This is a genomic window from Heyndrickxia coagulans 36D1 (genome assembly GCF_000169195.2).
Taxonomy (GTDB): Bacteria; Bacillota; Bacilli; order Bacillales; family Bacillaceae_C; genus Weizmannia; species Weizmannia faecalis.
Genome location: NC_016023.1, coordinates 2,335,776 through 2,358,558, shown reverse-complemented (window position 1 = coordinate 2,358,558; position 22,783 = coordinate 2,335,776). Strand labels below are relative to the sequence as shown.

Sequence of the window (22,783 nt, the reverse complement as noted above, 5' to 3'; positions counted from 1 at the left end):
CCATAGGCCGAATGAAGAACACCGGAAGCGATTAAACGCACACTACCCAAAGTGGTATGGCAATTTAGGCAGTGGAAGCTTTTTTCAAGGAACGGAGCTGAACAACTTCGAAAGGGCCAGCATTGCCAGCAGCTCCACCCACCTATCAAATCATTCAGTTCATTCATTTTTTGACTTTGAGGCAATGGGCCGGAAGAGTTTAAAAACCGTTTCAACGCACTTTGATTTTTCAAACAAAAGTACTGACTGCATTCCTTTCAAAACAGAAAATTGTTAAAATAATGATGGGAATGCACTTTCAGAAGGAGCTGGTCCAGAATTGTCAAAAATCATGATTGTGGAAGACGATGTGAAAATTGCACGGGTGCTGGAGCTCGAATTGCAGCATGAGCACTATGATACCGTTTGGGTAGAGAACGGATCACAAGCACTCAACCTGCTAGAAAGCGAAGATTGGGATTTGGTACTGCTGGATGTGATGATCCCCTGCTTGAGCGGTCTCGAGGTTTTGCGGCGCTACCGTATGAGAAACAGCCGGACACCGGTCATTTTGCTGACAGCCCGCAATTCTGTCCTCGATAAGGTGAACGGGCTAGACCATGGTGCAAATGACTATATTACAAAGCCTTTCAATATTGAGGAATTGCTCGCGCGGATCCGTGCCGCGCTGAGAACGGGTGCACTCCATACCGGCAAATCCGAAAACAGCAAGAAACACGAATATGCCCTTGCCGATTTGCTTGTCAACACGGCAACAAGGCAGGTGACAAGAGGCGGCAAACCGATTGAATTGACAAAACGGGAATTTGATCTTTTATGCTATTTGTTAAAGAATAAACGCATTGTATTAAACCGAGAACAGTTGTTAAATGAAGTATGGGGATTTGAATATGCGGGAGATACGAATGTTGTAGATGTTTATATTGGCTATTTGCGCAAAAAAATTGACCACGGGCACGAAACAGCGCTGATCCACACAGTGAGGGGCGTTGGTTATACAATGAAGGAGACGGGTTAATGTCGATTAAGAAAAAACTTTCGGCATTGCTTATTCTCTGGTCTTTTATTGTGCTCTTTGCCGGCAATACCATTGTATTTTTGGCGTTTCTTTATTTTTCAAAAGACCGGTTGGAAACAAGCCTGGAGAACAGTGCTGAACAATTAGCTGAAAGTGTGAGCAGCGGGGATGCGCTTTTTTCCGATCCGGAACCGATATTGCAAACGCATGTACCGGATGAAGGGATGATCCGTTTATTTAATGCACAGCACCAAAAGGTTTATGTAAAAGCCGATGAAGAAGACCTGTTGTCCATCAAACCGGTGTTTCCGAAAGATGACCAAACCCGTACTATTAAAGGTGAGGATTTCACTGCTATTGTGGCCTCCTATCCGATCATGGAAAACGGAAAATACCTTGGAATGTTGGAACTCTCCGTGGTCCCCGAAGACATATTTGAAGACAGCCGACTGCTGCTTACGATCTTACTGGCCTCCTCTGCTGTTTTAATTGTGCTGGCCGCATTTGTAGGTGTAAAAACTTCCGGTCTGTTCTTAAAACCGGTCTCAACGATGATGAAGACGATGGCGGATATTGAAGAAAACGGCCGCTTTGAAAAGATCCCGCTTGCCCTGAATCATCACGATGAACTGTACCAAATGGCGCTTACCTTTAATGCCATGATTGACCGGCTTGAGGCCATGTTTAAAAAGCAGGAGCAATTTATCTATGACGCCTCCCATGAACTGAAAACACCGCTTACGGTTATTGAAAGCTATGCTGCCATGTTACGGCGCTGGGGAAAAGATGATCCCGAAATCCTGGCTGAAGGGATTGCCGCCATTTCGGATGAAAGCCGGAGACTCAATTCGATCGCCGAGCAGCTGCTTGCGCTTGCCCGTAGTGAAGATGTTTCGTATGAGTTGCAACCGGTTGATGCCGCCAATCTTTGCAGGCAAACTGCAAAGCGGCTCAGCCAATCATCCAACCGCAGCATTTCTGTGAAAGCTGAAACACCCGGGCTGTATGCATGGACCAATGAAGAAAAGTTTGTCCAGGTGCTGGTCATCCTTTTGGACAATGCACTGAAATACAGCCGCTTTCCCGTACAGATTGAAGTGGGAAGCGATAATGATTTTGTGACGGTCACCGTAATAGATCACGGCACCGGCATTCCAAAAGAAGACTTGCCGCATCTCTTTGAACGGTTTTACCGGGTCGACAAAGCGCGAACACGGGGAACCGGCGGGACCGGACTGGGCCTTTCGATCGCCCATTCAATTATGACCCAGCATGGCGGGGGGATTAAAATTGAAAGCGAAGAAGGAAAAGGGACGCGGGTGTGCCTGCAGTTTAAAAAAGTGGTTGATGCCTCATGATCCATCCAGACGGCTCCGGTTTCTTGCGGAGGCGGCCGGGATTCCTGCTGTTTGCTCTTGCCTGTTCCGCTTTGATTCATCCCCTGCATTCATTTTTCAAAAAAGCAAACCGGTATAATTTGCAAAAAAACTGCCTGGGTTTTGGCAGTTTTTTACTCGTGTATTCCTAATTTTCACGGTCAGTCATCATAGCCATCAAGAAATTCGTCATCAAGTTCTGCAGATAAAATTTTATCATGTTCATCAAGATCCAATTCGACTGGTACACCCTTTAGACTGCCACGGTAGCCGTCCCGGTCAAGACGGTAGAAGTGCCCCTTTGTAAAGCTTTTTGTTGTGCCATTCGCCTCAACCTTCATTGATTCTTTTTCGTCTGATACGATAACAGCTTTCACATCCATTGTCCGTTCTGTTTCGATTTTTACCGCTTCTTCTCCTGACGCCTTCAATTCAACAAGCACGCCTTTTTTTAACGGCAAGGAAAAATCTTCGACTACTGTTTGATTCGTCAACTTGAATGTTTCGCTTCCGCCGAACGGAAATGAAACGGTAATGCTTTGTTTATCCAGCGCAGTGACTTTGCCTTCTGTTTCGCGAATGACTGGATTAGCTGTTTTGCTCTGCCCGCCTTCTTTATTAACTGTGTAAGAAGCAACAGGTTCCTCTTTTTTTGCTTCTGGCGCAGAAATGGTTTCGGCTGGGTCTGAATAAACGACTGGCCGTTCTTCTTTCATATTCATTCCGACAGCAATGCCGGCTCCCCCTGCAACGGAGAGGACTATTACCCCGATTAAAACTTTTATCCACTTCATTACGGTTCAATCCCCTTTCACTTGTTTGTTACTATATATTAGTCAGAAAATTTAATAAGACCTTAAGCAAAACCTGAATCCGTGACGAAATTTTCACTTAACGTTAACCCATTCGCATGAAATCTAGTATAATACGCATATCTATTAATCTGAATTATTCACAGAAATTCAGAAACTTATTATAACTTATGGATTACCAAGCCTTTTCGGCTTTATTGTAATTCATTAAAAAAATGAAAAAAGAATCCATTTCTGTTAAAGTTAAAGTAACCAAAACAAAAACCAAACAGAAAGGACTCTTTATATGGTTACTTTAACGCAAAAAACACTTGATTTCAATCATAAAATTAAATTGTCAAATGATGGAGGTTCTCTTTCCTCCGATACAGGTGAGTTTCTTTTTAGAGAATTCGATGAAAAAATTGGTTTTTCAAAGACTTTAGTTAAGTACTTGAGACTTAACGATTCAAGGAAATATTATCTTCATTCAAATGAAAACTTGTTACGTCAAAAAGTCTATCAACTCATTGCCGGGTATGCGGAAGATGATGCGGCTGATCAGTTGACTCATGATCCTGTGTTTAAGGAAATCATTGAAACTCCAACACTTGCTTCCCAGCCCAGTTTGTCTCGCTTTTATACACGATTTGATAAAGATTCAATTGAACAATTAAATCTGGCTAACCAAGAAGTGCTTGATAAGATTCATTGTTTTCGACAATCGAAAGAGTTATTTATCGACTTGGATTCGACTCATTCGGATACATATGGGGACCAAGAATCTTCGTCATATAATACTCATTATGGCACGATGGGTTTTCATCCATTAGTCGCCTTTGATGGTGCGACTGGTGACTTTTTGAAAGCACAACTCCGTCCCGGAAATGTTTATACATCAAATGGTGTGGTGGAATTTATTCGGCCTCTCATTAAACATTATAACGAAATGTTTCCGGAAACTACCCTGTTTCTTCGTGGAGATAGCGGGTTTGCTGTTCCGGGATTATACGATCTGTGTGAAGAAGAATCTGTTTTGTATATTATTCGGTTGAAATCGAATTCACAACTACAAAGTTTAGCGAAGGAATACCATCCTTCTTCCGCACCTTTAGATGTTTCCAAGACGGAAACCTATTATGAAGAAACGATTTACCAAGCAAAATCATGGTCAAAACCAAGAAGGGTGATTATTCAATCGGTACGTCCTGCAGGTGAGCTGTTCTTTACCCATTCCTTTTTTGTTACTAACTTTGAATTAGCTTTCCCTCAAGATATCGTCCGAGCTTATCAAAAAAGAGGGACGATGGAAAACTATATCAAAGAAGCAAAAAATGGCTTTTACTTTGATCATATGAATAGCCACGCTTTTCTAGTGAACGAAGTAAAAATGATGTTAACACTTCTTGCATATAATTTGACCAATTGGTTACGAACTCTTTGTTTTCCGGAAGGTCAAAAAACTATGCAAATTGATACGATACGTACTCGGTTAATTAAAGCGGCAAGTAAAGTCGTGAAATCAGGCAGATCCCTTTACTTCAAACTATCATCGAGTTTTGTGTATCAAAATTTCTTTTGGGATGTACTGAATCGAATTCAAAAGCTACAATTGGAATGACCAATAGAATACTTCTCATAGCTGAAAAAATAAATTTTTCAGTCAAGGGGCAAGTATGCCCAAAATACCAGAATTGTTCTATTGAAAATTCAGTTATTTTATGAATTGGCTACGGTTCTTAATTAAATACCGTTATTTTCAACTAATTTAACAAAATTTATCAAATGGGATTTGTAGCTATGAATATTTCAGGATTAAATTTAACTCATTCCACATTCAGGTGATCTAATGAAAAAGTTAGTGATAGAAGCCACGAAAGAACGAATTGTTGCCAAAGCGGTTTAGAGATAGTAGGAAATTTACTAAATCTAACGAATTTAGCTTCCAGGTTAAATGCCTATCGACTCCCTGATATTTCCAGAAATCCCGTCTGTTCCAATGCTGATGTGGCCAAATCCTATATTGGCCTGCTTTGCCAATGAAAAAGCGATTATGACAATATTGAAACCTTCCGCGAAGATGCCTTTTTTGCACTGGCTTTGGATATCCAAAGGGTTCCTTCCAGCCCGACTTTAAGGCAGCGACTGGACCAAGCTGCCTTGACGGAAAAATGGAAAGCGATCTTGCATGAAGAATCGCTGAATCTGATCCGCAATACAAATGCGGAAATTAGCCCAGTTTACGCCAAAGACAAGCCGTATATCCCGGTTGATCTGGATGTCTCCCCTTTTGATAACTCCAAAACAAAAAAAGAAGGAGTGGAAAGAACCTATAAAGGCTGCGACGGTTATGCACCTATGTTCGGTTACATTGGGCAGGAAGGCTACTGCCTGCATGTTGAGATGCGAAAGGGAAATGACCACTGCCAAAAAGGTACGCCGAATTTTATCAAGGAAACCATCCAATCTGCCAGGAGATTAACGGATCAGCCATTGCTTTTCAGGCTTGATTCCGGAAATGACAGCCGGGATAATCTCATCATTTTCTTGGAAAAACATGCAAGCTTTGTTATCAAACGCAATCCTCGTAAGGAAAAAGCAGAAGACTGGCTTCATATTGCCCAAAAATATGGGATCTGCTGTGAAGAACGGGAAGGAAAGAAGGTTTACCTTGGATCCATCCCCGAAACCATTCAATTAAAAGACCAGATACGAACCATCCGAAAAGTCTTTAAAGTGATCGAAAGAACCATCTCAAGAGACGGCCAGATTTTTTTGATTCCCGAATATGAATTTGAAACCTACTGGACAGATCTTGAAGTGCCGCCTCATGTGGTGATCTCTCTCTATCATGACCATGGCACATGCGAACAGTTTCACAGTGAAATTAAATCAGAACTGGATCTGGAACGGTTGCCATCGGGCAAATATGAAACGAATGGCCTTGTGCTCCATTTTGGTGTATTTGCGTATAATTTACTTCGTTTGATCGGACAAGAAAGCTTGAAAAAACAAGATGCACCATTGAAAAAGAAAGCAACACGAAGAAGAATCCGAACTGTCATCCAGAATATGATTACACTGGCTTCAAAGCTTGTTTACCAAGGTCGGCAATGGAAATTAAAAGTGACGGCGACCAACAAATGGTTGCCGACTTTTGCTCGCTTATACGATGCCTTTTACTAGACAACCAGGGTAATAAGCGATAAGAAGAAAAGCCGAAACAAACCAGAAAACTTGCAAAAAAATGGAAATTTGCAGGTTTATGTTTCGTGCCTAAAATAAATGAATAGGAAAAAATTTACCTACCAAAGTTACAAAGATATATTTTATGAATAATCAGTTATATCTAGAAATCCACACTTGGGAAAACTACCTATTACCGATGTTTGTTAGATTTTCGTCACGGATTCAGGTAAAAGATATAATGGTTAGCAACACGAGCATCATAACTTCTTCAATGAGTGACTTTATTTTTCTCATCGTTCCTAGTTTATTTTACCTGTCTGTTGGAATACTCATTTTCAAAAAAGCATTAGCCAAAGCGGTTGAAAAAGCAATCTTGGGTTTTCACTAAGTGAATGAAAAGAAAAGACTTAGCACGCAGAAAAGCAGCCAAAATAAAATGTTTACCCTTCAAACCCGAAGGCTTAAGAGGTACCGCCGTAAACAAAACATCACTTTTTAATCAATCGTATTTCGTGCCTTCGAGAAGGATTTCCATCGCTTTAAATCTGTATATATTGCCTAGTTTCAAGTTCATGACTTTCCAAATTGACCGTGGGAATCGCTGATGTTGCCAACATTGCGGGTAATGTTCTAGGTAAAAACATCTTTTAGACATCCCCCATTTTTAACGGCTTAATTTTGGGGTTTATTTTTGGATCCATTAGACTACAGGATTGAAAAATGTAAGTATGCTTAAATCTTTGAGAACCGGATAAAAAAACCGGGGTGACGACCATGTCGATTAATATTCACGGCTTGGCTCACGGTCGAAGCATGTTCATGATTAGATGCTTCAACTGATTTTCCAATATCATTTGCAAAAGCAACACCCCTTCCCAATTTTTCTCTTATATCATCAGCATATTCTTTTTAAGTTTTTTAAATCTAAAAAAGCACAGGATATTACCAATTGAAACAAGAAGATACGATGACAATCGGTGATAATATTTAAATTAATGTATGTTTCGTTTTTTGAAGTTACCACCCCTCACTTCTGAAACATCGTACACAGTTACAAAAGCATGCTTATCAATTTCATAAATAATTTCTTTTATTTTGCTATCCTCTAATCGGTTAATGACACATGTAATTTCTTTGAATTGTTCGTTTGAATAACCGCCTTCAACCAGGTTATACGTTGCACTACGTCCCAAGCGGTCACGTATGGTTTCAACCATTAATTCTGGTTGATCGGTGATAATTTTAAAGGTTTTAGAACCGCTTAACCCTTCTTCAACAATATGAATGACTTTGGAAGCAATAAAGTAGACAATTGCAGAAAGAATTGCTCCTTGGAGGCCAAATACTATGGCGACAATAATAAAAACAAACATGTTTAAAAATAAGATGAGGTCACTTGACCCAAAAGGCAATTTTCGAGAAAGTAGTACCGCTAACATATCAATCCCGTCTAATGCACCGCCATTCCGTAACGCCAACCCCATTCCAAATCCGATAATAATACCCCCAACAACGGTTATTATCATTGTATCACCTTGAATAATAGCAGGCAGGGGACGCATAAGTCTTGTACCAATAGCTAGTGAGGCAATACCTATCATTGAATAAATAGCAAAGCTTTTACCAATTTGTTTATACCCTAAAAATACAAACGGAATATTTATTACTACAATCAGAAGTCCCAGGGGCAATCCAGATAATTGAGAACCCACGATACTTAGGCCTGTTACCCCACCGTCCGATACATTATTTGGGATCAATACCGTTTCGAGTCCATATGCTGCTATAAAAGCGCCTATCATAACAGCTAATGCTCGTGACACCTTTTTAAGTCTAATGGTTCTTCTTTTCTTAGTGGTTGTACTGGTTGTACTCATTTGATTTCCCCTTTTCAACGATTTTCTCTTTAAGCTATACACTTATTCATTTATTGTTTTAATTGCCACGGTAGTGCTTATTTCCAATTTCACAAGTAATGCCTGACAATAACTTAGTAACCATATTCATTAAGGTGATTTAAAAGTTCCTGCTGTATACGAGTAAAGACTGAATATCTTCTTCAGGCATTTTTTCTATTGCTTAAAGCATCGCTTGATAAGGAATTGCGTTCTTACTTGATTTCTTTGCCAATTCCTCCCCTTTCAATGTTAACTGTAGCTTTACTTCTCTTCGATCTTCTGTTGAGAGTTTCCTTTCTATTAGACCCATATTAACCAATTTATCAATACCAACACTTATTGTACTCTTTGATAATACAAGCCTTTCTGCCAGCTCTTGCTGTGTGGATTCAGGAAAAGCGAGTAAAGTATTAAGGATGGATAGTTGTTGGAGAGACAAGCCAAAATTTTCCGCATTCTTTTTCGCTAATTTAGCTGTAAATTTGCCAATAGCCGTTAATAATTGATAAATCTCCATGGCTTGCTTCACTTTTGGGTCATCATAGTTTAAGTCCATTTTACTCACACCTTTAAGAAGTAGTTCATTTATAAACTGTTTTTATATAAACTATTTTACACTAAAAAGGGTAAAAAGAAAAATGGACTGGATCACTGGTATGTGTCAAGTTTTTCTCGACAAGGTTTAAATATCGGGTATTCCAAGACACTCTTTTTGTACACTTTCGGCTACCGTGCTTTACTTGCTCGGTGTAATTTTCGGAAAAGATGTAATATTTCCGTATAAAGATGGATAACGGGGATGTTGAGACATCCTGATGGATTGTTTCAAGTTCCGTTGCTTTCTCTCGCTTCTTGAACGGTGTTTCAGATAGGCTTCTCTCAATGTCCCATTGAGTATGCCTTGTTTGATTTTCACCATGGCTTCTGCGCCAAGTTCACTCCAATGCATGCCCCTTTTTTTCATCCTGAAGGAGATATGCCTTTGATTCGATTCCATCGCTCCTAGGCCTCTCGCACCTTCCGGCACGTTTTTCACCCCGTCTCTCCAGTCAAAAATGCGGTCCCAGTTTTTCAAGATATACGAACGGAATTCCTTGATTTTCTTGAGAGCCTTTTTATCCGTCAAGGTGCTTTCGTGCGTATCCAAATATAACGTGAATTGGTCCAGGTCATGCGTTCTAATCGCTTTTCTAATTTGCTCCTTGATCTCGCTCTTTCCGCCCCCAAATGTCCTTATGATGGCTTGTGCAACGTGGTAGGTATCCAGCTGGTTGAGCACCGGAATTTCCGACTGTGAGAATGCTGTTTGAAACCGTTCAGCTGTGTACCCAGCACCTCCATCACTGTTTGTAATGACTTGCGCTTTTTCGAGGGAATAGGTGTTGGCAGCTGTGGCTTGGACTTCATCCCAAAATGTCTGAATGTCTTCCGTCGTCATGATGACTGTGGGCTGACGCAGGGAGACCCTTTTTCCATTGGTTTCCCAACCTTCATAGAGAATGGCATGGCGGACTTCCATACCCTGTTTCTTTTCCAGTCCCCGGATGAATACGCCATCTGCTTCGGAAAACAGGTAGTCTACCTTCTTCCCATCAGGCAGTGAAGCAGCTATTTCCATCTCTTCTACAAGGGCCTTGTCGGCTTCCACCTGCGTTTTTCCTACGCGTTTCACCATTTCCCCTACAGTTGTATGACTAAGACTCACGGCTGTCCATTCTTTTAAAATATTCGCCACCTCCCGATAGGTGTTCTCACTTGCCAACTCTGCCACCTTTAATTCCACTAACGGGCTATATCTCCGGTGGGGTACCAGCCCCAAGCATTCATCCAAGGGATAATGTGAGTTCCCTCTCTTATCACGCATTAATGAACGTTTAAAAGTCACACTTCCAAATAGAAACTGAACGCTTCTGTTATCACTACGGCAGTACTCCCAGCCTTCCTCCAACTTCTTTTGTTTAATTGTTTTATCTAACTCCTCAAATACATCCCCAACCCATTGTGTAAAAACCTTCTGCATCAGAATTTTAATTTGTTCTTCAAATTCCATAAGACTTTTTGTATCCTTTAATAATCCAGCAATTATTGATATAATATCCATGGGAAGACCTCTCTCTAGATGTTCATTCAAGGTGTACATTTAGATGATAGAGTGTCTTCCCATTTTTTTTCACTCATTTGCCCCCTCGAGTAAAATTTTACACATACTTTCCACCAATTCAGGGATAATACCTCGCATTGCAGGGGAAGTAAAGGCTCCTAATATACCATTTATAATTGCCAATGGGAAAATCGTATATGGATTTCCGCCTGCAAGGACGATAATGGCAATCCCCATTTGAGAACATCCGGAACCGAGGTTACTTAGGCGTATTAATTTATCTCGTCTGTAACGATCAGCAATACTGCCACCGATAACCAGCATCAAAATATTAGGGAGAACCGCAGCCGCCAGTATATACCCCAATAGATGTTGGCCCTGCTTAACTTTAAGAATTGCAAAAGCAAGAGAAACAGGAGTCATCGCACTTCCGAATAAAGAGACTGTTTGCCCTAAGAAAAACCACTTGAATTTTTCACTAAGTGATAAAGTATTAAATATTGACTGATTTCTCAAAGCGAGCCCTTCTTTCAATTGTTATCGGATAGGGCCCCTTTGTATGAGGCTTTCTTTTGGTAAATGTCTGATCACTTTTCCAGCCATCAATATTCTGCTTGCCTGTATATTCTTTTTCATTTTAAAGGTGAACCCTGTTTTTTCCAAAAAGTTGCGGTTCAGATAGACTCTCTATATTTTCGAGTGAACGTCCTGTCGTTTTTGGCGCCAGTAGTGCGATATCCAATACGACAATCAGCATTGCTATTGCAACAATAATAAACATCGCTGTTGCACCTTCATTTTCCAGTACCGGGAGCAGCATAAACGGCATGAGGCCGCTCATAATGCGGCTGATGCTGTATGCCATTCCGGTAGCACTCGCACGGATTTCAGTTGGAAAGATTTCCGCCTGCAGTACGTGGAAAGCATTTGAAAAGATATTGCTGCAAAGTGTATAGGCAAATCCAAATACAATGACCAGAAAAGGCGAGCCGCCGATCCCAAATAAAACGCCAAATACACCCATACAAACAGCGGAAAAGCACACCAGCCATTTACGGTCCATTTTTTCGATAAGCGGAACAGAAAGTAATGATCCGAGCGGGTAGCCGATAAATGACAAGGCAATATACTCCAGTGAATGCGTGACGGTGTAGCCCTTTGATGCGAGTACAAGCGGTGCGAGCGTCCCAAAGCCGTAGTAGCCAATCGTTTGGAAAATTTGAAAAATGTAAAGCATGACCGTACTTTTCCATAATCTTTTTTGAAAGACCGCACTCAAAGTACTTCCCTTTGGCGTTTGATCTGCAGGCTCAGATTGCAATTTTGAAACCATCCCGGCCTCTTTCTTTCCTTCCTGAAATCTCTCCAATAATGCAACTGCTTCCTGCATTCTTCCTTTAGTGGCAAGCCAGCGCGGAGACTCCGGAAGCGACCGCGCCGCTATCAAGACGAAAACACCCCCTGCCGCCCCAAGCAGGAACACCCATCTCCATCCATCCAATCCCATTGGGCTTAAAGGTACAAGGACACGGGAAAGAAATCCTTCAACAGGAACGGCGAGAAAACCAAGCGTATACGCCCAGGCAATATATTTCCCGCGTTTTACCGACGGAATCAATTCGCTTAAATATGTATCACATAACGCCGGCTGCGCGCCCAGGCCCATTCCTGCCAGGAACCGGAAAAAAATGACCGTGCCGACATTCGGGCTAAAGGCAATGAAAATAGTAAAAAGACTATAAATGCCGATATTGAGCATAAACGCCCGCTTTCTGCCGTAACGGTCCGCAATATGGCAAAGGAAAATAGCCCCGATAAACATCCCCAAAAAGCTGGAGCCCAGCAGCAAAGGCATAAGTGAAGCAGAGACATGAAATTCTTCACCTAATACACTGGAGAGCACCCCTGCAAGAAATAACTCAAAAAAATCAAAAAATAATCCCATTCCAATTACCATGGTTGCCCGTCGTTGCACTTTTCCTACTGACAGTCTGTCCAACTGATGCCCGATCGTCTGATTCAACGGTCATACCTCCCTGAATTGTCATTTTTTAGCTGAATGAAACTTCAACTTAATTGAATCGGTCGCTAATATTGTATGGATTTCTAATATTTCAAAAATTAAATATCTCTATATTAGTATTTTTTATTCAGCTCGTCAACCCTTTTTGCAGATTTTTTAGAGATTAAAAAAAGTGGAAGCCTTCTATTTTTGGCAATCAACAGGTATCCCAAACGGACGGCGTGAAAGCGAAATGCAACAGCAATATGCGGGGTCCCATAAACGCACTCTTTTAAAAGAATGGGAAAGAAGCGGAGCTGCAGAGGATAAAGAACATGTATTGTGACCGGTAAAATGATGGTGCAGCTCAGCCATATGAAAAAGTGCCGCGATTGCGGGCGTCGGTTGAGATGGCAAAAACAGATGTGTAGCTCGACCATATGAAAAAGTGCTGCTGAATTTTTGCTGCCATAAACAATCCAACCACCCCCAAAAAAAAATAACCGTTCCCATCCCCTAGATCAAACTGCGGATAAGAAAGCCAATTTATACTTGTCTTTGTGCTGCCGGGTCTTCCTGGCTGTTTTTTCTTACTGTATAGGAGACAGCTAAAAAGATGATGGCGATGCCGGCTGCCTGCATATAGGACGGTGCGAAACCAGTGATGAAAATATCAAGCAAAATGGCAACGCACGGATCAAGATAAGAAAGGGCTGAGATGACGGACGTGCGCAAAAATCGGATGCTGCCATAAAACAGCAAATACACGATACCGGTATGGATGACACCTGTCAGCAAGCTGAATGTCCAGTTTTCGGGAGTGAGCCCAGTGTATTTTGAAAAGTCGACAAAAGGCGCCAGCATGATGACCCCGATGAATGTTTGCAGAAACGTGACGAGGTATGGACTTGCCTGTTTGATCCTTGTGCCGATCATCACTGTACCTGCATAAAAAATCGCCGCACAAAATGCGTAAACCGACCCAACCAGGAGAACGTGGCTGAACGCAGAGGAAGCTGTTACGGTAATCATGATGGTGCCGATAAAGGCCGCCAAAGTGGCAAGCAGTCCGCCCCATTGGAATTTTTCCCGGAACAGCGTCCAGCCTGCAACAAGCACAATGAGCGGAGCTGTATTGTAAATGGAAATCGCGGCGGTGACAGAAGTTTTTTCAAACGCCAAAAACAAGAAAAGCCAGTTGATGACAAGCGTAACACCTCCGCCTAAAATAAAGAGCATCTCTTTTATACTCCAGCGCTCTTTTTTGTACTGGCCGGTCGCAAGCCAGTAAACGGCTAAGATCGCTGAAGCACTCACACAGCGGACGAAAACGAGTTCCAGTGCGGGCAGGCCCGTATACTTAGAGAAAAATCCGATTGAACCAAAAATCACCATGGAGATGCTTAGTTTTAAAAATGCCGGTTTATTCATGAAAGTAATCCTTCTTTTATGTATAAAGTCGTATTTTCAGTATAATTTGTATTGAAAAAATTGTAAATAAAAGGCCTGGCACTTTGCGTGGCGCCAAGCCTTTTGTAGACCACGTATACGACCCTGCCGCCATCCTCCTCAAAGCGGATGCTGACGGAATCCTATATTTCTCCTCAAACCATTTGCGAATCGCTGGATTCAGTCAGGAAATCAAAATTTTTGCCGTTTTATAAAATGAACAAAATATTCCAGCCCTGTTATCTGCTGTACCAAGTCGTCATCATGCAAATGGGTGCTCGGACTTGATGTAAATACTTAAGTTCATTTCTAGTTGCTTGATCTCTTCTTTATTGTGTTTTAACATGGCTGCCACTTTATCGGCACGGGGCACCTTTTTTGGCAATCATCTTTTAGTCGAACCGAATCATGATTCTAGATGAATCCCCTTTAGCCAATTTGTCGAAACTCTCATTTATCTCATCCAAAGAAATGACATCACTTACCAATTCATCCACTGGCAAGCGGCCGTTTTTAAAAAGCCGGATATAATTTGGAATATCCCTTTCTGGAACACAGCTACCGATATAGGAACCTTTTAGCGTCCGTTCCTCAGCCGTCAGCGTTACATAAGGGAAAGAAAAATGATGTTTTGGATCCGGTAGTCCTGTCGTAACGGTTGTGCCACCGCGCTTGGTGATGGCGTATGCCGTTTCCATCGCCGGGACTGCACCTGCCGTCTCAAAAACAGTATCCAGTCCCCCGCCAGTTGCTTCACGTATTTTCTCAACAACATCTGGATCTTTGGAATCAAATACATCTGTTGCTCCAAACCTTTTTGCCAACGCAAATTTATTTTCATTGACATCTACTGCTACTACACGGCTCGCCCCTGCTGATACAGCCCCGATTAATGCGCTTAATCCGACGCCGCCCAAACCGACAACCGCAACTGTGCTGCCCAACTTAATCCGGGCTGTATTCACGACTGCCCCGACCCCCGTAATGACAGCGCATCCAAAAAGGGCAAGCTTTTCAAACGGAACGTCTTTTTCAATTTTAATCAAAGAACGACGGGACACAACAGCATATTCTGAAAAAGCGGATACGCCGAGATGGTGCATGATGTCTTCACCATTTGCATGCAGCCGGATGCCGCCTCCTGGTAAAGTACCTGCCGCGTTTGAAGCCGCACCCGTTTCGCATAATGCAGGGCGTCCCTCCTTGCACGGCAGGCATTCGCCACAGCTTGGTACAAACACACAAACAACATGGTCACCCGGCGCAAGATCTGTCACACCTTCACCGGTTTTCACCACTTCACCGGCAGCCTCATGCCCAAGAGCCATCGGTAAAGGCCGGGGTCTGCTGCCATTTATAACAGACAAATCCGAGTGGCACAAACTGGCCGCCTTCATCTTGACAAGCACTTCTCCTTGTTGCGGTTCATCGAGTTCCAATGTTTCAATTTTAATCGGTTTGCTTGCTGCATATGGCATAGCAGCACCTGATTCCCGTAGTACAGCAGCTCTGATCTTCACTCTCACCCATCTCCTCTGAAATTCGTTATGTATCAGCGCACTTGAACGGTTTTCAAAGCCTACGAATATCACTTATATGCTTTGTTTTCGGCGAATTGGGATTGCTGAACAAATCTGGAACGCCCGGAACTAGCTGATATGCTTCATAGCCTTGATAAGTATAGTGATTTGTGTTTAGATTCGCTATTATTAAATTCTTTATTTTATTTTACGACTGAATAATGAAAAAAACAAATAAGCAGCCTTTAGTAAATGCAAACCGAAATTCATCCCTTACCTTCTGCCCTTCACCGATTGAAGAGAGTGACTTCTTCCGGAAAATGAAAAAACGCTCCTTACTAGATTATAAGGAACGTTTTACCGAAAAACTGAAATGTGATCTTTTGATACCGGTGGTCGGGGTCGAACCGACACTCCCGAAGGAACACGATTTTGAGTCGTGCGCGTCTGCCAATTCCGCCACACCGGCATGATCCTATGAATCTCAAACAAAACTGTTTGTTATGTCACTTTTATAATTATATCCAGATCGTAAAAAATGTCAATAACCATTGTGTGAAAAAGGGAAGCAAAACAGCTCCCCTATTCACATATGATCTTCCTTCAGTTCACTTAGGATCTCATAAGACCGCAGCCGCTCTCCATGGTTGTAAATATGCGATACAAACATCAACTCATCGACCTGTGTATCATCCAAAAATTCTTCCATTTTCTCTTTGATTGTCTGTTTTGAACCGATAAAAGCATATTCAAGCTGACGCAATGCCGCTTCTTTTTCAAACGGAGTCCAAATCCCGTTCATGCTATCGACAGGCGGCTGCAGCGTCTGCGATTTTCCACGGATAACGCCGAGGAAAAACTGGTACAGGCTTGTTGCGATCCTTTCTGCTTCTGCATCTGTGTCAGCTGCTACGCCATTCACACACGCAATCACATATGGCTTTTGCAAATACTTGGACGGTTTGAAGTTCTCCCGATAAAGGTATAAAGCATCAAACAATTGCGCTGGTGCAAAATGGCTTGCAAACGAAAACGGCAGGCCGAGCCTGGCAGCAAGTGTGGCACTGTATGTACTTGACCCAAGAAGCCAAACCGGAACATCCACCCCTTCTGCCACGACGGCCCGTGCATACGTCCTGCGTTCTTTATCCGAGAGAAAATAGTTCATCAGTTCTTGGACATTATCCGGAAAATCCATTTCCCCGCCCCTTAAATTCCTTCTGAGCGCCGCAGCTGTCAATTGGTCTGTACCCGGCGCACGGCCAAGGCCGAGATCAATTCTGCCTGGATAGATGGAACCCAGTGTTCCAAACTGCTCAGCCACGACAAGCGGTGCATGATTTGGAAGCATCACACCGCCAGACCCGACACGGATGGTTTTCGTCCCTGCCGCTATATACCCGACTAAAACAGCCGTTGCAGAGCTGGCTACTCCCACCATATTATGGTGCTCCGCGAGCCAGTATCGTTTGTAGCCCCAATTTTCAACATGCTGTGCGAGGCTTAGGCTATTTTTAAACGAATCTGCCGGTGTCTTTCCAGATAAAACGGGGATCAAATCTAAAACCGAAAATGCAACGTCATTCAACTTTTTTTGACTACCCATTGTCCGCTTCCTTTCCTTCTACTCGTGAAGATAGATCTATTGTAAAATAACAGATTCCCAAAACAAAATGATTTGCCTAACCTGTCCGGTGTATCCCAATGATGAGAACGTTCGTTTATGATACTGAAATTAAGGGAAAATGCAATGAAAAACAGTGCTCGTATGATCGGACCCATGGGCGTTGGGTGTTTCGGGTACAAGCTTCCCAATAGAAGCAGCAGAAAGAGCATTGGTATCCAAACTTCATGAAGTTGGCGAAATGGAAAATAGACTGCTTGTTGAAGCAGTATGCATAACTGGATCAATCGTTGGAAAGCCCCGTAAAAGTGAACAATCGAGAGAAAACCGGACCTTTTAAAGGAGGGGTTTAGCGATGCAAATTGGCATGGACTTATTAAAATTGATCATGGGCTTTCTTGCGCTCATTTTTTGTCTAAAATGTACTGGCGCCAAAAGCATTTCAAACCTTACGCCAATCGACTTCATCTGGAGCATTATGCTGTCTGAAATCGTCGGCAACGGCCTTTATGACCCAAGTGTAAAATGGTACTACATTCTTGCGATGCTTTCTGTTTGGGTCATCATTAAAATCATTTTTGACATCCTCATTTACCGCTATGATAAACTGGAAAAATTCCTTATCGGGGATAAAACGCTGATGATCGATAAGGGAAAAATTAACAAAGTCGTACTGAAAAAAAATAAAATTGATATGAACCAACTGACGGAGTTATTGAGAAAGCAGGGCGTATTTTTGCTTGATGAAATTGACCAGGCCTATCTTGAAAAAGATGGGACGGTTACGGTGAAAAAAAGAAAAAACAACCCTAGTAAATAGTAGGCTGCCCAGTTCTGTTCTCATTATAAAAGGAAAATCTAAGATAGTATTTCCAAACCTTTCTTATTAGATCAATTCCCTTTTTGTACAAGTTAAAAAACTATAGATACTCACAAGTGTACGCTTTCAAGCAGCCACTTAAATTGGCCTCGGCTTCAATAATATAATTGCAATAAAAAAACGCTTCTCTTTATCTTGAGAAGCGTTCCATTTGGCATCAGCTTTCAATGTGATGCTGTTATACCGGTGGTCGGGGTCGAACCGACACTCCCGAAGGAACACGATTTTGAGTCGTGCGCGTCTGCCAATTCCGCCACACCGGCATGATATGATGGAGGCGGCAACCGGAATCGAACCGGTGATAAAGGTTTTGCAGACCTCTGCCTTACCTCTTGGCTATGCCGCCATCAATGGAGCGGAAGACGGGATTCGAACCCGCGACCCCCACCTTGGCAAGGTGATGTTCTACCACTGAACTACTTCCGCATACTGGGCCAGCTGGATTCGAACCAGCGCATGACGGAGTCAAAGTCCGTTGCCTTACCGCTTGGCTATGGCCCAATAAATATGGGGCGGATGGTGGGAATCGAACCCACGAATGCCGGAGCCACAATCCGGTGCGTTAACCACTTCGCCACAACCGCCATCATAATGGCAGGGGCAGTAGGAATCGAACCCACACTGGAGGTTTTGGAGACCTCTGTTCTACCTTTAAACTATGCCCCTTTAAAAAATGGAGGGGGACGGATTCGAACCGCCGAACCCTGAGGGAGCGGATTTACAGTCCGCCGCGTTTAGCCACTTCGCTACCCCTCCATATTGCGTGGTGCCGGCCAGAGGACTTGAACCCCCAACCTACTGATTACAAGTCAGTTGCTCTACCAATTGAGCTAGACCGGCCAAATGGTGGCTCGGGACGGAATCGAACCGCCGACACAAGGATTTTCAGTCCTTTGCTCTACCGACTGAGCTACCGAGCCACAATTATGTAAAATGGATGGCGGTCCCGACGGGAATCGAACCCGCGATCTCCTGCGTGACAGGCAGGCGTGATAACCGCTACACTACGGGACCTTTATATGTAAATTGCGGGGGCAGGATTTGAACCTGCGACCTTCGGGTTATGAGCCCGACGAGCTACCAGACTGCTCCACCCCGCGATGATAAAATGGTGGAGGATGACGGGATCGAACCGCCGACCCTCTGCTTGTAAGGCAGACGCTCTCCCAGCTGAGCTAATCCTCCAGTTATAATGATGACCCGTACGGGATTCGAACCCGTGTTACCGCCGTGAAAGGGCGGTGTCTTAACCGCTTGACCAACGGGCCATATGGATCATGACGGAGAGCAAGGGATTCGAACCCTTGAGACAGCTTTTAGCCGCCTACACGATTTCCAATCGTGCTCCTTCGGCCTCTCGGACAGCTCTCCATGATGGCTCCGCAGGTAGGATTCGAACCTACGACCGATCGGTTAACAGCCGATTGCTCTACCACTGAGCTACTGCGGAATACAAGCCCGGCAGCGTCCTACTCTCGCAGGAGGAAACCCCCAACTACCATCGGCGCTGGAAAGCTTAACTTCCGTGTTCGGGATGGGAACGGGTGTGACCTTTCCGCCATCGCCACCGGACCTTAATGACAAAAATCATTATAACAAAGTTTTCATTTCTTATCAACAGGAATTATGTGATTCCCTGAAAACCGGATGGGAGAAAAAACTGTAAACGGAGAATGCGTTTTTACTTCTAACTTTGAGAATTGTCTAGCTCCAGCGCACCTTTTTCAAGGCGGCCTTCACTTTTCTATTTGGTTAAGTCCTCGATCGATTAGTATCCGTCAGCTCCACGCGTCGCCGCGCTTCCACCCCGGACCTATCAACCTGATCATCTTTCAGGGATCTTACCAGTATAAACTGTGGGAAATCTCATCTTGAGGGGGGCTTCATGCTTAGATGCTTTCAGCACTTATCCCTTCCGCACATAGCTACCCAGCGATGCCTTTGGCAAGACAACTGGTACACCAGCGGTGCGTCCATCCCGGTCCTCTCGTACTAAGGACAGCTCCTCTCAAATTTCCTGCGCCCGCGACGGATAGGGACCGAACTGTCTCACGACGTTCTGAACCCAGCTCGCGTACCGCTTTAATGGGCGAACAGCCCAACCCTTGGGACCGACTACAGCCCCAGGATGCGATGAGCCGACATCGAGGTGCCAAACCTCCCCGTCGATGTGGACTCTTGGGGGAGATCAGCCTGTTATCCCCAGGGTAGCTTTTATCCGTTGAGCGATGGCCCTTCCATGCGGAACCACCGGATCACTAAGCCCGACTTTCGTCCCTGCTCGACTTGTAAGTCTCGCAGTCAAGCTCCCTTATGCCTTTACACTCTGCGAATGATTTCCAACCATTCTGAGGGAACCTTTGGGCGCCTCCGTTACCTTTTAGGAGGCGACCGCCCCAGTCAAACTGCCTGCCTGACACTGTCTCCCACCCCGGTAAGGGGTGCGGGTTAGAATTTCAATACAGCCAGGGTAGTATCCCACCGATGCCTCCGCCGAAGCTGGCGCTCCGGTTTCCAAGGCTCCTACCTATCCTGTACAAGCTGTACCGAAATTCAATATCAGGCTGCAGTAAAGCTCCATGGGGTCTTTCCGTCCTGTCGCGGGTAACCTGCATCTTCACAGGTACTATAATTTCACCGAGTCTCTCGTTGAGACAGTGCCCAGATCGTTACACCTTTCGTGCGGGTCAGAACTTACCTGACAAGGAATTTCGCTACCTTAGGACCGTTATAGTTACGGCCGCCGTTTACTGGGGCTTCAGTTCAGAGCTTCGCCTTACGGCTAACCCCTCTCCTTAACCTTCCAGCACCGGGCAGGTGTCAGCCCCTATACTTCGCCTTGCGGCTTCGCAGAGACCTGTGTTTTTGCTAAACAGTCGCCTGGGCCTATTCACTGCGGCTTCCCGGGGCATACACCCCAAAAAGCACCCCTTCTCCCGAAGTTACGGGGTCATTTTGCCGAGTTCCTTAACGAGAGTTCTCTCGCTCACCTTAGGATTCTCTCCTCGCCTACCTGTGTCGGTTTGCGGTACGGGCGCCTTTCACCTCACTAGAGGCTTTTCTTGGCAGTGTGGAATCAGGAACTTCGGTACTAAAATTTCCCTCGCCATCACAGCTCCGCCTTGGCGCGAAGGATTTGCCTCCGCACCGGCCTAACTGCTTGGACGCGATCAACCAGTGTCGCGCTTGCCCTATCCTCCTGCGTCCCCCCATCGTTCAAACGGTGAAGAGGCGGTACAGGAATATCAACCTGTTGTCCATCGCCTACGCCTTTCGGCCTCGGCTTAGGCCCCGACTAACCCTGAGCGGACGAGCCTTCCTCAGGAAACCTTAGGCATTCGGTGGAAGGGATTCTCACCCTTCTTTCGCTACTCATACCGGCATTCTCACTTCTAAGCGCTCCACCGGTCCTTCCGGTCCGGCTTCAACGCCCTTAGAACGCTCTCCTACCACGGACACCAAATGGTGTCCATCCGCAGCTTCGGTGATACGTTTAGCCCCGGTACATTTTCGGCGCAGCGTCACTCGACCAGTGAGCTATTACGCACTCTTTGAATGATGGCTGCTTCTAAGCCAACATCCTGGTTGTCTAAGCAACGCCACATCCTTTTCCACTTAACGTATACTTTGGGACCTTAGCTGGCGGTCTGGGCTGTTTCCCTTTCGACCATGGATCTTATCACTCACAGTCTGACTCCCAAGCATAAGTTTTTGGCATTCGGAGTTTGTCTGAATTCGGTAACCCGATGAGGGCCCCTCGTCCAAACAGTGCTCTACCTCCAAAACTCTTCGCTTGAGGCTAGCCCTAAAGCTATTTCGGAGAGAACCAGCTATCTCCAAGTTCGATTGGAATTTCTCCGCTACCCACACCTCATCCCCGCACTTTTCAACGTGCGTGGGTTCGGGCCTCCAGCAAGTGTTACCTTGCCTTCACCCTGGACATGGGTAGATCACCTGGTTTCGGGTCTGCGGCCTCATACTCTTTCGCCCTGTTCAGACTCGCTTTCGCTGCGGCTCCGCTTCTTCAGCTTAACCTTGCATGAGACCGTAACTCGCCGGTTCATTCTACAAAAGGCACGCCATCACCCGTTAACGGGCTCTGACTACTTGTAGGCACACGGTTTCAGGATCTCTTTCACTCCCCTCCCGGGGTGCTTTTCACCTTTCCCTCACGGTACTGGTTCACTATCGGTCACTAGGGAGTATTTAGCCTTGGGAGATGGTCCTCCCGGATTCCGGCGGGATTCCTCGTGTCCCGCCGTACTCAGGATCCACTCGGGAGAGAACGAAGTGTCAGTTACAGGGCTTTTACCTTCTCCGGCAGGCCTTTCCAGACCGCTTCACTTAACCTGTTCTTTTGTAACTCCCATATGAGTGTCCTACAACCCCGGAAGGCAAGCCTTCCGGTTTGGGCTGTTTCCTGTTCGCTCGCCGCTACTTGGGAAATCGCAATTGCTTTCTCTTCCTCCGGGTACTGAGATGTTTCAGTTCCCCGGGTGTGCCCTTCCTGCCCTATGGATTCAGGCAGGAATCCTGTCCGATTAAAGACAGGGGGTTTCCCCATTCGGAAATCTCCGGATCAACGCTTACGTACAGCTCCCCGGAGCATATCGGTGTTTGTACCGTCCTTCATCGGCTCCTAGTGCCAAGGCATTCACCGTGCGCCCTTTCTAACTTAACCATAAAAAGGTTTAAATCCAAAAATAAGCGATTCTCGGTTTACTTGGTTTGTTTCTCCTATCCGGTTTTCAAAGAACACATACTGAAGGATTGAACCTTCAAAACTGAACAAAACGAAAACGTCAAACTTGATTTTGGAAAACGAAGTTTTCCTTTTCTGTCTAGCTCCGGGCGCTATCGGCTAGCGTATTTCTACGTCTTCTCCCTACGATAAGTCAACATCGATTCGCCTTTAAGGCTCATCGTGTTTCCTTT

Annotated in this window: 13 protein-coding genes, 16 tRNA genes, 2 rRNA genes and 1 pseudogene; 5 read left to right on the top strand and 27 right to left on the bottom strand. The window is 44.5% G+C overall.

All coding sequences use genetic code 11. The features are described 5' to 3' along the window. The first annotated feature begins 331 nt into the window (after positions 1-331). Positions 332-1,018, top strand: coding sequence for a response regulator transcription factor (locus tag BCOA_RS28265; protein WP_035184018.1), 687 nt, complete (start codon positions 332-334; stop codon positions 1,016-1,018). Beyond that, positions 1,018-2,376, top strand: a complete 1,359-nt coding sequence (locus tag BCOA_RS28260; RefSeq protein WP_014097408.1) for a sensor histidine kinase — start codon at positions 1,018-1,020, stop codon at positions 2,374-2,376. Before BCOA_RS28265 ends, BCOA_RS28260 begins: the two co-directional genes overlap by 1 nt. 179 nt (positions 2,377-2,555) lie before the next feature. Here BCOA_RS28260 and BCOA_RS28255 read toward each other — a convergent pair whose 3' ends face one another. Further along, positions 2,556-3,188, bottom strand: coding sequence for a DUF5666 domain-containing protein (locus BCOA_RS28255; RefSeq protein WP_014097407.1), 633 nt, complete (start codon positions 3,186-3,188; stop codon positions 2,556-2,558). A gap of 304 nt (positions 3,189-3,492) precedes the next feature. On the opposite strand from BCOA_RS28255, the gene BCOA_RS28250 reads away from it, so the two are divergent. Together BCOA_RS28250 and BCOA_RS28245 are read left to right on the top strand one after the other, a co-directional pair. Then, the gene (locus BCOA_RS28250) at positions 3,493-4,806 is read left to right on the top strand and encodes an IS1380-like element ISBco1 family transposase (protein WP_014097406.1); all 1,314 of its coding nucleotides are present in this window, start codon (positions 3,493-3,495) and stop codon (positions 4,804-4,806) included. A 228-nt stretch (positions 4,807-5,034) separates the two neighbouring features. Beyond that, positions 5,035-6,371, top strand: a pseudogene (locus tag BCOA_RS28245) (IS1380 family transposase). Between the two features lie 995 nt (positions 6,372-7,366). Here the strand turns inward: BCOA_RS28245 and BCOA_RS28235 are convergent. The 9 genes from BCOA_RS28235 to BCOA_RS28195 form a co-directional block, all read right to left on the bottom strand. Next, positions 7,367-8,251 carry a YitT family protein gene (locus BCOA_RS28235; RefSeq protein WP_014097404.1) on the bottom strand — a complete coding sequence of 295 codons (885 nt, stop codon included), beginning with the start codon at positions 8,249-8,251 and terminating at the stop codon, positions 7,367-7,369. 202 nt (positions 8,252-8,453) lie between these two features. Further along, a complete protein-coding gene (locus BCOA_RS28230; RefSeq protein WP_014097403.1) occupies positions 8,454-8,828 on the bottom strand; it encodes a MarR family winged helix-turn-helix transcriptional regulator in 375 nt (124 codons plus the stop codon). A gap of 180 nt (positions 8,829-9,008) precedes the next feature. Beyond that, positions 9,009-10,373 carry an ISLre2-like element ISBco5 family transposase gene (locus BCOA_RS28225; RefSeq protein ID WP_014097402.1) on the bottom strand — a complete coding sequence of 455 codons (1,365 nt, stop codon included), beginning with the start codon at positions 10,371-10,373 and terminating at the stop codon, positions 9,009-9,011. A gap of 69 nt (positions 10,374-10,442) precedes the next feature. Continuing rightward, positions 10,443-10,889: an MFS transporter gene (locus BCOA_RS28220; protein ID WP_014097401.1), complete on the bottom strand. Its 447-nt coding sequence runs from the start codon at positions 10,887-10,889 to the stop codon at positions 10,443-10,445. Positions 10,890-11,010: 121 nt separating this feature from the next. Next, the gene (locus BCOA_RS28215) at positions 11,011-12,396 is read right to left on the bottom strand and encodes an MFS transporter (RefSeq protein WP_014097400.1); all 1,386 of its coding nucleotides are present in this window, start codon (positions 12,394-12,396) and stop codon (positions 11,011-11,013) included. A 525-nt stretch (positions 12,397-12,921) separates the two neighbouring features. After that, positions 12,922-13,806, bottom strand: coding sequence for a DMT family transporter (locus tag BCOA_RS28210; protein ID WP_014097399.1), 885 nt, complete (start codon positions 13,804-13,806; stop codon positions 12,922-12,924). A 410-nt stretch (positions 13,807-14,216) separates the two neighbouring features. Next, positions 14,217-15,344, bottom strand: a complete 1,128-nt coding sequence (locus tag BCOA_RS28205) for a zinc-dependent alcohol dehydrogenase family protein (protein WP_014097398.1) — start codon at positions 15,342-15,344, stop codon at positions 14,217-14,219. 387 nt (positions 15,345-15,731) lie between these two features. Continuing rightward, a tRNA-Leu gene (locus BCOA_RS28200) sits at positions 15,732-15,813 on the bottom strand. A gap of 117 nt (positions 15,814-15,930) precedes the next feature. After that, complete coding sequence (locus BCOA_RS28195) at positions 15,931-16,950, bottom strand: LLM class flavin-dependent oxidoreductase (RefSeq protein ID WP_014097397.1); 1,020 nt, start codon at positions 16,948-16,950, stop codon at positions 15,931-15,933. A gap of 373 nt (positions 16,951-17,323) precedes the next feature. Between BCOA_RS28195 and BCOA_RS28190 the strand changes: the two genes are divergently transcribed. After that, positions 17,324-17,788, top strand: coding sequence for a DUF421 domain-containing protein (locus BCOA_RS28190; protein ID WP_014097396.1), 465 nt, complete (start codon positions 17,324-17,326; stop codon positions 17,786-17,788). 241 nt (positions 17,789-18,029) lie between these two features. Here BCOA_RS28190 and BCOA_RS28185 read toward each other — a convergent pair. The 17 genes from BCOA_RS28185 to BCOA_RS28105 form a co-directional block, all read right to left on the bottom strand. Continuing rightward, positions 18,030-18,111 (bottom strand) — tRNA-Leu (locus tag BCOA_RS28185). A 9-nt stretch (positions 18,112-18,120) separates the two neighbouring features. Continuing rightward, positions 18,121-18,194, bottom strand: a tRNA-Cys gene (locus tag BCOA_RS28180). A gap of 5 nt (positions 18,195-18,199) precedes the next feature. After that, positions 18,200-18,274, bottom strand: a tRNA-Gly gene (locus tag BCOA_RS28175). Positions 18,275-18,277: 3 nt separating this feature from the next. Beyond that, positions 18,278-18,349: transfer RNA gene (locus BCOA_RS28170), tRNA-Gln, on the bottom strand. A 7-nt stretch (positions 18,350-18,356) separates the two neighbouring features. Then, positions 18,357-18,432 (bottom strand) — tRNA-His (locus BCOA_RS28165). A gap of 8 nt (positions 18,433-18,440) precedes the next feature. Next, positions 18,441-18,514, bottom strand: a tRNA-Trp gene (locus BCOA_RS28160). An 8-nt stretch (positions 18,515-18,522) separates the two neighbouring features. Further along, a tRNA-Tyr gene (locus BCOA_RS28155) sits at positions 18,523-18,604 on the bottom strand. 8 nt (positions 18,605-18,612) lie between these two features. Further along, positions 18,613-18,688 (bottom strand) — tRNA-Thr (locus tag BCOA_RS28150). Between the two features lie 4 nt (positions 18,689-18,692). Then, positions 18,693-18,768, bottom strand: a tRNA-Phe gene (locus BCOA_RS28145). An 18-nt stretch (positions 18,769-18,786) separates the two neighbouring features. Beyond that, positions 18,787-18,862 (bottom strand) — tRNA-Asp (locus BCOA_RS28140). Positions 18,863-18,874: 12 nt separating this feature from the next. Further along, positions 18,875-18,948: transfer RNA gene (locus BCOA_RS28135), tRNA-Met, on the bottom strand. 9 nt (positions 18,949-18,957) lie between these two features. After that, positions 18,958-19,033 (bottom strand) — tRNA-Val (locus BCOA_RS28130). Between the two features lie 11 nt (positions 19,034-19,044). After that, a tRNA-Glu gene (locus BCOA_RS28125) sits at positions 19,045-19,116 on the bottom strand. Between the two features lie 13 nt (positions 19,117-19,129). Continuing rightward, a tRNA-Ser gene (locus tag BCOA_RS28120) sits at positions 19,130-19,219 on the bottom strand. Between the two features lie 4 nt (positions 19,220-19,223). After that, positions 19,224-19,298, bottom strand: a tRNA-Asn gene (locus BCOA_RS28115). A gap of 6 nt (positions 19,299-19,304) precedes the next feature. Continuing rightward, positions 19,305-19,420 (bottom strand): 5S ribosomal RNA (gene rrf, locus BCOA_RS28110). Positions 19,421-19,596: 176 nt separating this feature from the next. Then, positions 19,597-22,529: ribosomal RNA gene (locus BCOA_RS28105) — 23S ribosomal RNA — on the bottom strand. Between the last annotated feature and the right edge of the window lie 254 nt (positions 22,530-22,783).